This window comes from Candidatus Nitrospira neomarina (assembly GCF_032051675.1).
GTDB lineage: Bacteria > Nitrospirota > Nitrospiria > Nitrospirales > UBA8639 > Nitrospira_E > Nitrospira_E neomarina.
The window spans coordinates 914,850-927,387 of record NZ_CP116968.1 but is presented as its reverse complement, the minus strand read 5'-3'; the positions used below and the strand labels follow the sequence as shown (position 1 = coordinate 927,387).

The following is a 12,538-nucleotide window of genomic DNA, read 5'->3' as shown; positions in this document are numbered from 1 at the left end:
AGTACGGATGGGGCCCACCTGTGGCACAAATGCGGACCCAAGGTGCTGGATATTAGAACTACATTTCGATCAGCCGGACCTCACTTACAACAAGAATCTCTCAACTTTTGGATCATTCTGGGGATAAATCGTGTCACTCGACCGCTCATGGGGTCACCTCCTTCTCGCCCATCGTCATGCCGGTGAGCCGCATTTTCAGCGTTCACAGTAAACGAAACACCGCGAGTTGTCTGTTCAATATTGCTCAGTGGACAAGGGAGGGGAATAGTTACGAGGTTGACCCAATGGTTAGTAAAGTGTCTATCCGCTAAGTAGTAAGAACGAATGGAGGAATTTAGTCGTGGAGGACGACATTGAGGAGGGAGCTGTGCACGTGCAACCCGCCGTTGTACTCGATGAAGCCCAATTTCCTGAACCTATTCATGAAGAAACTGACCCGGGACCGCGTGGTCCCGATCATCTCGGCAAGCGTTTCCTGACTAATCTTCGCAAGGACCGGTTCCGGCTTGCCCTCTTTGCCAAAATGAGCCATGAGGAGCAGCACCCGCGCGAGCCGCTTCTCAGCCGAATTAAACAGCTGATCCACCAAATCTTCTTGGATGCGAACGTTACGAGCCAGGAGATATTCCATGAACATCGTCGAGAAGGTGGGTTCCTCGTGAAGCACCCGGATCATCGCCTGCTTGTCAATTCGGACCAGAGTGGAGTCTTCCAGGGTTGTCGCCGTGGCCATGCACACCCGCTGTCCAGCCAAACACCCTTCCCCTACAAACCCCCCTTGTTCCACAATCCCGAAGACAGCTTCCTTCCCCTGCTTGGAGACCACCGAAAGTTTGACCTGGCCTGACTGAATATAGAACACGGCATCCGCCACATCACCTTGCGAAAAGAGATTCTGCTTTTTAGGGAACGTCAGAATTTTTTTGCCGCTACCGTCCTGAGCCAGGAACTTCTGGAGGTTAAACGGCGATGCCGACCTGCGTGGCATAGGCTATCTCCTTTGAAAGGCCCGAGTCAGAGGGAGGGGGGGGATTTGGACTAGAAGCCAGTTAATGCAAGGCATTTTTCCACAATTGCCATTATCTGATCAATACATTTACTGAATCGATGCCTCAAGGTCTTGGGTTAGAACAAATCTGATAGGCGCTCATCGCCCGCACCCCACCATCTTGTGAGACAATTTCACCATCTGCGGGAAATTCCAAGACGCCGGGGCTCGGACATCTCGGGTCACCTCAACCTTCTCCTCGCACACGGTCCCTAGGGAAAACCGGCTCTCCCCGGCGAATGATCACCACTCCACCCTGTGGCCTCTTCTCCTTCACTAACCAGATCGGGACAAAGGGTCCAACCACGGGCCAAACTGTCCCCCGCATCGGGGCCCCTTCAGCAAAAATAGTTGAAAATCCGGTATCTATCAACAGCCATTCCCATTCGATATTGGCGTAGGATTTGCTACATCAGCCATTGAGAGTCCAAGGAGAAGCGCGACCGTCCTTCCCCCGGAAAATTTCTAGATCAAGGTCCCATTTTGGAAGAAGAGCAACCCCCGATAAAGCAACTCGTGGCGAGGACTCAGAGGCGTTCCCCCGCGGGAATATATATGGCCTTCTTCTGCTTGAGTGTCCTGATGACCGGCTGTCAGGATCCGCCAATTCACGAATTACAGAAAGCCCGTCAAGCGGTGGAACATGCCAGGAGGGAAGGAGCCTTGACCTTCGCACCTGATCTCTACAGTTTAGCGGAAAGTGAACTGACGATCGGAGAAGAAGAATTTCATGAACAATCCAGAAAAATGTTCTGGGCTCGAGATTATTCTATGGCCACCCGATTAATCATGTTGGCACAAACGGATGCCCAGCAAGCCCTCTCACTGGCCCAGGAAGAAAAACAGAAATCTTCGATGTCAGACAGAGATTCTCCACTGCTTCTTTCAGTTCACAGCTACCTCGAAGAGCTTCGACTGACCAATGGGGGCCTTTTCTTCAAGAACCGCGAAAGGAGAAATGGTCCTCAAGCTCCGTGAGTCCTGCCAACCCCTTTGATTAGGAGAACAAATACAGTATGATTTGAGAAGTTTGGTTGTCATTTCTGAACTGATCTGTCTATTGACGACCCTTGCTCATTCGTTTTCACCCTGAACCGTGGGATTGTGATCCTCTTTTTCGTTCATCTGCCAATTCCTGGCCATACGCCTTTTTCTCAATCGGTCAGATTCCGAATGATAACTGAGTCTCTCATGGTTCTCCTGGGGATCTCAGCGCCTTCCATTCACACCATGGTCATGAGGAGTTACACGTGGAACCTATTGTAGGTACGACCGGCGACATGCTCATTCGGTACGGCCTGAGTACCTTCTTTCTCTTTTTAATCATTCTGATCGTCAGGATGGGGATCCACCACAGTCTCTTCCGGTCAACCGAACTTTCCGTGGAAACACGGAGACGGTGGGCGGTCAATCTCAGAAATGGCCTGCTCTTTCTGTTCATCCTCGGGATGATTTTCATTTGGGCGCCGCAACTCCAGACTTTTGCCGTCTCCGTGTTTGCCGTCGCCGTCGCCTTTGTCCTCGCCACCAAAGAAATCATTGACTGCTTGAGCGGATCAGGACTCCGGGTGCTGACCAAAGCCTATTCGTTGGGGGATCGCATCGAAATCGGGGGCATTCGGGGAAACGTGGTCGACCACAACGCCCTGACCACCACGGTTTTGGAAATCGGACCAGGCCAGACCTCTCATCAATATACCGGCCGGGCCATGGTCATTCCCAACAGCTTTATTTTCGATCACCCCTTAACCAATGAAACCTATACAAAAAAATACCGCCTCCATATTGTGACCGTCCCCTTAAGTACTGATGATGATTGGAAAACTGCCGAACGTCTCCTGCTGCAGGCCGGAGAAGAAGAGGCCGCCCCGTTTATCAATGAGGCGAGGACCTATCTCAAAAAACTCGAAGGCAAGCTGTGGTTGGATGCCCCCTCCGTTGAACCACGGGTCACCATTCAGTTGCCTGAGCCAGGCCGCATTAATTTATTACTCCGCGTGCCCTGTCCGACTCAATATCCCTCACGCCTGGAACAAGCGATCCTTCGAAAATTTCTTGCTGAATTTTCCTTTGCACCCCGCCTGGTTATACAAGAATCTCATTCTTCACATTAACAGTGAATTAGCCTTTCCACCGCTTTTTATGGTAAATCATGTCACTCGTTTTTATAGTTCAGTATCCTCGCTGAACAGCCATCAATCCAGAAATTGCCAATTCCACGATTCACATCGAGGGCCTACTCACCGGGTAGGGCCGAGGACAAGCAGTGAATATACCGATTCAGGAAAGGCACCTCCATGATTGTCGACATACTCGAGAATGATCCCCTCTGGTACAAAGACGCCATTATTTATGAACTCCATGTTCGGGCGTTTTGCGATAGTAACGCCGATGGCATAGGCGATTTCAAAGGACTTACCCAAAAACTCGATTATCTCCAGGATCTGGGTGTGACCGCGATCTGGCTGCTACCCTTTTGTTCCTCTCCCCTCCGGGACGATGGCTATGACATTTCCGACTACACCAACATTCATCCACATTATGGAACCAGGCGAGATTTTCAGGCCTTTGTGCGGGAGGCCCATCGTCGCGGGTTACGCGTGATTACTGAATTAGTGGTGAATCACACCTCGGATCAACACCCCTGGTTTCAGCGCGCGCGGAAAGCCCCGCCCGGCAGCAAATGGCGGAATTGGTACGTGTGGAGTGAGACCCCGGATCTCTATTCCGACACCCGCATCATTTTTAAAGATACCGAACATTCGAATTGGGCCTGGGACCCCGTGGCCAAGGCGTATTTCTGGCATCGTTTTTTTTCTCATCAACCGGACCTCAATTACGACAACCCTGAGGTGCAAAAGGCGATCTTTGAGGTCCTGGATTTCTGGCTGGAACTGGGTGTGGACGGCTTGCGACTGGATGCCGTGCCCTATCTCTTCGAGCGGGAAGGGACCAATTGTGAAAACCTCCCGGAAACGCATGCCTTTCTCAAAACACTGAGAACGCACGTCGATAAAAAATTCAAAAACCGTTTCTTTCTGGCGGAAGCCAATCAATGGCCGGAAGACGCCGCGGCCTATTTCGGAAAGGGCGATGAATGTCATATGAACTTTCATTTTCCCTTGATGCCCCGCCTATTCATGTCGATGCAAATGGAAGATCGGTTTCCAATTATCGACATTTTGGACCAGACTCCCGCCATTCCGGAAGCCTGCCAATGGGGACTTTTTTTACGCAATCACGATGAACTCACACTTGAAATGGTCACGGATGAAGAACGGGATTATATGTACCGCGTCTTTGCCCATGATAAGCAGGCCAGGATCAATCTGGGAATCCGGCGGCGCTTGACACCGCTTCTGGGCAATGACCGGAAAAAGATTGAACTGATGTACAGCCTGTTATTCTCGATGCCGGGTACACCGGTCATCTATTACGGGGAAGAAATCGGGATGGGGGATAATTTTTATTTAGGGGACCGGAACGGAGTTCGGACTCCCATGCAATGGAGTGCCGACCGCAATGCCGGATTTTCCTATGGTAATCCGCAAAAACTCTATCTGCCCATTATCATTGACCCGGAATATCATTACGAAGCCGTTAACGTCGAACTCCAACAAAATAACGCACAGTCTCCCCTCTGGTGGATGAAACGCATTGTCTCCTTGCGTAAACGCTATAAGGTCTTTGGACGAGGATCCATTGAATTTCTTCATCCGTCCAATCGGAAAGTCCTGGTCTTCCTCCGGCGGTATCAGGACGAAACGATTCTGGTGGCCGTGAACTTATCCCGCCATGCCCAATGGGTGGAACTTGATCTCGCTGAATTCAAAGGACGACGTCCAATGACCTTGTTCGGACGGAGTAAATTTCCAGCCATTGGCGATTTGCCTTATCTGCTCACGCTGAGCGGACACGCCTTTTACTGGTTTGCCTTGGACCCGGTTGAATCCAAACAACTTGAGGCTCAGGGAAAGACGGAACACGGCCTACCCACCATCACGATCTCCAAAGATTGGGATAACCTCATCCATAAACGGGAAAAGGTCAAACTTGAAAATGTGTTACCCCAGTACCTACAAGGCCGACGGTGGTTTGGCGGCAAAGCCCGCATCATGCAATTCGTGGAAATCACGGAAACGATTCCTCTCCCGCAGGAAAATCCATTGGCCGTCCTCGCGCTCATCCGCGTGGAATACACCGAGGGAGAACCGGAGATGTACCTCTTACCCTTGCAGTATCTCCCGGCCGATCGCATGGCCTCACTCGTAGACTCTCCGGCAGCCATTGCACGCGTGCGAGTTAAAATGAAAGACGGTGAGCAGGAAGGCCTGCTTATCGATGCGATTTGGGATCGGGAGTTTCAAAAAATGCTGATGGAGAGTATTTCCCGAAACCGCCGGTTTAATGGTCCGGCGGGGGATCTGGCCACTCAAGCCACGAAAATCTTCAGACGCCAGCTACAGAAAGAGGTTCCTACCCTTGAACCAACATTGTTAAAGGGTGAACAAAGCAACTCCTCGGTCTTGTTTGGACATGACTTTATTTTAAAAATCTACCGCAGGGCCGAAGTCGGCGTGAATCCTGACTTTGAAATTGGACGGTTTTTAACCAATAAAGGGTTTCCGCACATCGCCCCCCTGGCAGGATCCATTGAATATCAACGGGACAATGGCGACCTCCTGACTTTTGGTATCCTACAAAAATTTATACAAAACGAAGGAGACGCCTGGAAATACACGTTGGATGAACTCAGTCGATATCTGGAAGAAGCGCTGACCCACCCCACAGCCATTACGACCTCGTCCATTCCCCAGAAATCGCTGATGGCCTTGGTCGACGAGGAGATCCCGAGTGGCGCCCGCGAATGGATTGGTCCGTATCTGGAAGAGGCCCGGTTGTTGGGCCTTCGAACAGGAGAACTGCACGCCGCGCTCGCCTCCGATTCCGAAGATCCGGAGTTTAAACCAGAACCGTTCACCGATTTTTACCGGCGTGGTCTGTATCAGAGCATGCTGGGAACGGTCAACATGAACTTTCCTCTTCTTCGCACTCAGGTCAAAGGGCTTCAGGACCCGGTGCAATCTCTCGCAAAAAACGTATTGGAAGGAGAAGGCCGATTACGCAAACGTCTGTTAACCATACGTGACCGGAAACTCACCTGCACCCGCATCCGGTGCCATGGCGACTACCATCTCGGCCAGGTGCTTTATACCGGAAAAGATTTCATCATCATCGATTTTGAAGGCGAACCAGCCAGGCCCTTGAATGTGAGACGACTGAAGGAATCCCCCCTGCGCGACGTCGCGGGCATGCTGCGATCCTTTCATTACGCGGCGCATGCCTCCTCTATTGGATTGGTCGAGGGTGTTCGACCGGAAGACTTTTCTTTGCTTGAACCTTGGGCCCGCTATTGGCAACTATGGGTCAGCGTCAGCTATCTCAAGGCGTACCTCTCCATCAAAGAAGTCCGCGACATTCTCCCTCCGTCATCGGATGACATCCAAGTTTTGCTGAATGGATATTTACTCCAAAAAGCGATCTATGAACTCGGCTATGAACTCAATAACCGTCCCGATTGGGTGCGTATCCCCCTGGATGGCATACTCCAAATTTTAGAAGTGGACTGATGTTTCTCAAACTGAGCCTTGAACCGGGATTCCGGCTGACTCATGGCGATCGCTTAAACATGTCCAATCTTCTTGCCGGGAGAAAAAATCGCTAATCGTCATCTACACGGATATTCGAAGAGCCACACACGAAGGAGTGCGTCATGTCTACTATTCCCAAAACCTTACAAACCCTAATCATTGAACATGTCGAGCCTGAACTGGATGGGGGACGCTATCCGGTCAAACGGATCGTCGGGGAGAACCTGGAGGTCACAGCGGACGTCTTCAAGGAAGGACACGACACCATCGGGGCCGTACTTCGTTACAAAGTGCTGGGGCAGAAGGAATGGTCGGAAACCCCCATGCATCACGTCGATAATGACCGGTGGGCTGGATCATTTCTCCTTGCAGAAAATACCCGGTATCTGTATTCCGTGGGAGCCTATGTCAGGAGTTTTGAAACCTGGAGAATTGAACTGACCAAGAAACATGGGGTGCTTCCGGACCTTTCCAGTGAATTATTGGAGGGGGAAGCCCAAGTCAAAGAGGCGATGACCAAAGCAAAAGGTCCCGATAAGTCCGAGCTGAAACTCTGGTTGGAAAAGTGGAAGTCGGCTTCCGACCAGGAAGCCCGGATCGCCATCGCCCTGGATCCGATTGTGGCCACACTCGTCGACCGACACGAACAGCGGGCTGCCTGGTCCACTTATGAGAAGGAATTGGAAGTGATTGTCGACCGTGAGCGTGCCCGGTATGGCGCCTGGTATGAAATCTTCCCTCGGTCAGAAGGAACCGTGCCGGGAAAGGGGGGAACATTTAAAGATTGTGAACAACGCCTTCCGGCCATCCGGGATATGGGATTCGATGTCCTCTATCTCACCCCTATTCATCCCATCGGAGAGACCAACCGCAAGGGCCGCAACAACAGTTTAAAGGCCAAGCCGGGCGATCCGGGCAGTCCCTGGGCCATCGGAAGTCGACATGGAGGACATGATGCGGTCGAACCGGCTCTCGGCACGATGAACGATTTTGACCATTTTCAACAAGCCGTCAAAAACCACGGAATGGAAGTCGCCATAGATTTCGCCATCAATGCCACCCCGGATCATCCCTACGTGACACAACATCCGGACTGGTTCAAGCAACGCCCGGACGGGACGATCAAATACGCCGAGAACCCTCCCAAAAAGTATGAAGACATTTATGGATTTGATTTTTATACCGAAGCCTGGCAGGACATCTGGCAGGAAATGAAGCGGGTCCTCCTCTTTTGGATTGAGCATGGAGTCAAAATTTTTCGAGTGGATAATCCCCACACCAAACCCGTGATCTTTTGGGAATGGCTCATTCGGGAAATTCAGTTGGAGCATCCTGATGTGTTGTTTCTAGCGGAAGCCTTCACCCGTCCAAAAATGATGCGGGTCCTGGCCAAAGCCGGCTATACCCAATCGTACACGTATTTTACGTGGCGAAATTCAAAAGGAGAAATGACCGAATACCTGACCGAATTAACCCGGACACAAATGCAAGAGTATTTCCGTCCGAACTTTTTCGCCAATACACCGGACATCCTGCCGGAAATTCTCCAACAGGGAGGTCGGCCGGCCTTTAAATTCCGGCTCGTGCTGGCCGCCACGCTCTCCCCGACCTACGGGATCTACAATAGCTATGAACTCTGTGAAAATAAGGCGATTCCCGGAACCGAGGAATATCAGGATTCGGAAAAATATGAAATCCGCCACTGGGATTGGGATCGTCCTGGAAACATCCGTGACTATATCACCCGCATCAACCAGATCCGACGGGATCACCCTGCCCTACACACCTTCACCAATCTGCAATTTTTCCCATCCGACAACGACCACATTCTTTTCTATGGAAAAATGAATGCCGACAAGACAGACATTCTTCTGTTCGCGATCAATATGGATCCCTATACCATCCATGAGGCTCGCCTGCGAATTCCGATTGAAGCATGCGGCATTGGTGAACAGGACACCTATCAATTGCATGAACTCATTCAAGATTATCGCCATCAAGTCGTGGGAGGTGACTACACCATTCGATTGGATCCTAACGACGAACCGGCCGCGATTTTCGCACTCCGCCGCCGGACTCGTCGTGAAAGCGACTTTGACTATTTCATGTAACAGGGAACGATCCGCAGGTTTTCGTACCCCACAATGAAAAATCGGCCTCTGCCAATTCTTGGCAGGGGTCTGACCTTCAACGGAGACGTCATGAGCGCAATGTTCAACGAGCACCTCAACTCACACATAACCGACGAATTGCGGCACGCATTTGTATTTGCCGCACATCAGATTGATCCCCGCGACTCATCCGCAAGGAAATTGAGAAACAGAAAAACCCAAACCCTCACCATTAGGTCATCTCAAGTACAAAAATCCCAGCAACAGAAGAGACAGTTTGTCTCCTTTTGAGACAATGTTTCTCTCATTTAAAGCCAGTCACATTCTCTTCTCGGACCCGTTTTTGACATTTCTGAATATGCCTTTAAATACTCAGTAATTAGGGAGGCCTCTTAACCCACCGAAGGCGACTCTGAGGAATATTCATGGAATGTTCCTTGCATTCCTCTGCTGTCATGCAAATGACAATTTCATCTTGGAAGGATTTTGAGGCACCGAACTCATCGGTCTCCGATCACATCCTACCCAAGAACCAAACCATAATCCTGGTGGAGGATCAATCTGACCTCCGATGGCTACTGAAACGTAGACTTGAAATAAACGGGTACACGTGCCTGGAAGCGGCCAATGGTAGAGAAGCGTTGGCCCTTATTCAGCAGCACCCCTCCATTCGTCTGATCCTGTCCGATTACCTGATGCCGGAAATGAATGGGCTGCAACTGCTTCACGTCCTTCGGCAAGACCCCAAGAATCGAAATATCCCGTTTATACTGATCACGGCGAGTTGGTCAGATCAGCTCCAGCACCTGGGCATGAATGCAGGGGCCTTTGCGATCCTGGCCAAGCCTTATCACCACGGGGAACTCGTCCATCTCCTTGAACAAGGATTATCCACTTAAGCGGCCTGATGCGGACCGTTTTGACAGGAGGAGCTCTCATCAAACACGGTTGGCAGGCAGATGCCCCATCGTTTCGCTCCTTCCTCTGGTTTTCCCCTCTAGGAGACTGCCATGAAGCAGAGTTTTAATGGAGGATTCTCATCCCATTGACACAGCTGAGCGGCTTTGGATGTCGATTGTTTTTCGGACCTGCAGGTGAGAAGGTAGGAGTTTTCCTTCCTTAGCCTTCATGCTGCCTTCATTACCATTTCCTACTCGTCCATGCCCGTGGTACCCAACCACCACGATTGGTCGATTTTTTCCTCACGGCCAACTATCAGCCGGCCAACTCGTCACCCTAGGCGGCATGGCCTTGATCACTATAGGAACGTTCCTACTGAAAACCCCATGGGCCACCCGCCCAGGTCAATCATTAAGTTTTCTCAACGCCCTCTTTACGGCAACTTCGGCAGTAACGGTCACCGGCCTAATTGTGGCGGACACGGAAAAAGATTTCACCTTATTCGGACAGATCGTCATTTTGACCCTCATCCAATTGGGAGGGTTGGGGTACGCGATGCTCGCGACCGTCATTCTCATCGCCGTGGGACAACGCATCGGACTACGAAACCGCATGATGGTGGCGGAGGCGCTCAGTTCAGTGGATTTAGCGGGATCGATCCGTTTTGTCAAAACCATTTTGATCATCACCTTTACCTTTGAAGGCGTGGGTGCATCCATACTCGCCGCGCGGTTTTCCCAGGAAATGCCCTTTTTTGAAGCCTGCTGGCATGGTATTTTTCATGCCGTTTCCGCCTTTAACAATGCGGGATTTTCGACGTTTTCTCAAAATCTGATCCCCTATTGTGACGATATCCTGGTCAATGTTTCCATTACTCTCCTTTTCGTTCTGGGCGGCATTGGGTTTATCGTCTTTCGCGACCTGCTGAGTTATTACCAAAAAGAACGGTATCGAATTCAAACCCATACGAGGCTGGCCTTACTCGTTTCGGTAAGCTTATGGGTGATTGGAACGATAGGATTTTATTTATTGGAAATGCATAGTCCGGCCACGCTTGGCTCGCAAGCTCCTGCATCGGGAGCCATGGCCGCCGCCTTTCATTCGGGAGCCGCCCGGACAGCAGGATTCAATACGCTGGACCTGAGCCTCCTCCGACCCAGCACGTTATATATGTTGATTTTGCTGATGATCATCGGGGGATCACCGGGAGGGACCGCTGGAGGGATTAAAACCACCACGTTCGGCATTGTGTGTTTATCAGTCTGGGCCGTCTTCCGGAAACGACTGGATGTGGAGTTTCACTACCGACGGATGCCTCTCCATCTCGTCTTGCAAGCTCTGGCAATTATGTTCCTGGCCATTGGAGCGGTCACCACGTTAACCTTTTTTCTCGCCTTAATTGAAAATAAGCCGTTTTTGGCTCTCATGTTTGAAGTGGCCTCCGCATTGGGTACGGTTGGGTTTTCCGTCGGAAACGGAGGCGTGCTCAGTCTCTCCGCGATACTCACTGATTTTGGAAAGGTCATTATTCTTTGCAGTATGCTTCTCGGGAGATTCGGACCTCTCCTGGTCGGTCTTGTCTCTCTCACTCCACCCGTCCGCATGCTCTATCGTTTTCCTCAGGCCAAAGTTGCGATAGGGTAAGATGAGACGCATGGCAACATCCGACCAATTGGCCAGGTAAATGTCATGAGGGACATCCACCACCCTACCTCCGGGTATTCAGCCTGATTTCGGGTGAAAAGGATCACACTTTTTCTCTCCGGTTCATCTCAAGAACTCCGAGGCATGATGGAATAGTTTTCATGGACATGGGTGCTCTTCGAGAACTTCCGTGCACGGGGAACGACCGATCCTTTTAGGACAAATACCGCTGAAGTCTCACTCGTCATCGCAATGATCTCTCACGCCACACAATAATTTGCCGGAATCGTCGGAGATGGCGTCTCTACTGCCGCCATCTTAATCTTCCTGTCCAACTGGTTTTCTATCAGCTCTCTCCCTGTCTCGCCCAATTCCCTCTGTAGGCATGTGCGCTAAGTCGGAATCAACAATAAAAAATAAGCGATTCTTTCCTGCACCACTCATAGCATTTTTCTTTTCTACGACCAGGCCTCAAGTAACCGGTCCCATTCAATCCAGTTTTACTCGAATTCGTACACCCCGTGAAGCCTAATGAGGCTTCCCGGCGGGCTTTTTTTCTATCAAATGACCTTACGCCGGGAAGAGTTAAATGGTTTTCTCATTGAATCAAATATGAATAAACACAGCGTTCGTCATTGAATGCATGAGCACTCATTTTCCTTGACGAGTCTGCCATGAAGGACGCGAAGAGACCTGTTGCCTGTGTCTAGCCAGCCATCTTTTTCCGTTCATTTCGTTGCTTTTCAGAGGATGGCCGCAAGATAGTGCATACGTAATGGAATTTGCTAAAAGTTCCCAGCGCGACCGACATCGTTCGTTTCTTGTGAATCCTCCCGGGAAAGTTGGTGAATCCCAAACATGATTTGACTGTTCAGAGAGGAGAAGGTCCTTTCCACATTGGCCTTTAGAGCTGGGCTCACGGGTCCTCTGACTTCGACCGGCCGGTACGCATCGGGCCAACCACCCGCGGAATGGAATATGAATGTTTCCAAAAAGTGACCGACAGGACAATCGCGGCACTACCGTGACAAATTTGATCTTCCGTTTGATCATCGGTTAAATAGGACAATGATTGAAGGACGAGGATTTTCAACATGAGCAGGGCATCCTAACGAGTGGACAGATTAAAACGGCTGAGTTGTCGGGGGTCGCCTGACGCAATCCTCCTTGTCATGAGTACAGAT

At 50.7% G+C, this 12,538-nt stretch carries 8 protein-coding genes; 6 read left to right on the top strand and 2 right to left on the bottom strand.

The genetic code is table 11. From position 1 onward, the window contains the following. Positions 1-334: 334 nt before the first annotated feature. Entirely contained in the window at positions 335-988 is a 654-nt protein-coding gene (locus tag PQG83_RS04120; RefSeq protein WP_312747098.1) for a Crp/Fnr family transcriptional regulator, read from the bottom strand. A gap of 615 nt (positions 989-1,603) precedes the next feature. Here PQG83_RS04120 and PQG83_RS04115 point away from each other — a divergent pair. The 6 genes from PQG83_RS04115 (at position 1,604) to PQG83_RS04090 (ending at position 11,354) form a co-directional block, all read left to right on the top strand. After that, positions 1,604-2,026 (top strand): DUF4398 domain-containing protein, encoded by a 423-nt coding sequence (locus tag PQG83_RS04115; RefSeq protein ID WP_312747096.1) that lies wholly within the window; start codon positions 1,604-1,606, stop codon positions 2,024-2,026. 272 nt (positions 2,027-2,298) lie between these two features. Then, positions 2,299-3,162 carry a mechanosensitive ion channel domain-containing protein gene (locus PQG83_RS04110; protein ID WP_312747094.1) on the top strand — a complete coding sequence of 288 codons (864 nt, stop codon included), beginning with the start codon at positions 2,299-2,301 and terminating at the stop codon, positions 3,160-3,162. A gap of 183 nt (positions 3,163-3,345) precedes the next feature. Then, a complete protein-coding gene (gene treS / locus PQG83_RS04105; RefSeq protein ID WP_312747092.1) occupies positions 3,346-6,678 on the top strand; it encodes a maltose alpha-D-glucosyltransferase in 3,333 nt (1,110 codons plus the stop codon). Positions 6,679-6,821: 143 nt separating this feature from the next. Further along, on the top strand, positions 6,822-8,810 hold the full coding sequence (locus tag PQG83_RS04100) for an alpha-1,4-glucan--maltose-1-phosphate maltosyltransferase (protein WP_312747091.1): 1,989 nt from the start codon (positions 6,822-6,824) through the stop codon (positions 8,808-8,810). Between the two features lie 425 nt (positions 8,811-9,235). After that, a complete protein-coding gene (locus PQG83_RS04095) occupies positions 9,236-9,709 on the top strand; it encodes a response regulator (RefSeq protein ID WP_312747089.1) in 474 nt (157 codons plus the stop codon). Positions 9,710-10,055: 346 nt separating this feature from the next. Then, positions 10,056-11,354 carry a TrkH family potassium uptake protein gene (locus PQG83_RS04090; RefSeq protein ID WP_312747086.1) on the top strand — a complete coding sequence of 433 codons (1,299 nt, stop codon included), beginning with the start codon at positions 10,056-10,058 and terminating at the stop codon, positions 11,352-11,354. Between the two features lie 916 nt (positions 11,355-12,270). Here the strand turns inward: PQG83_RS04090 and PQG83_RS04085 are convergent. After that, positions 12,271-12,450: a hypothetical protein gene (locus PQG83_RS04085; protein WP_312747084.1), complete on the bottom strand. Its 180-nt coding sequence runs from the start codon at positions 12,448-12,450 to the stop codon at positions 12,271-12,273. Positions 12,451-12,538: the final 88 nt, after the last annotated feature.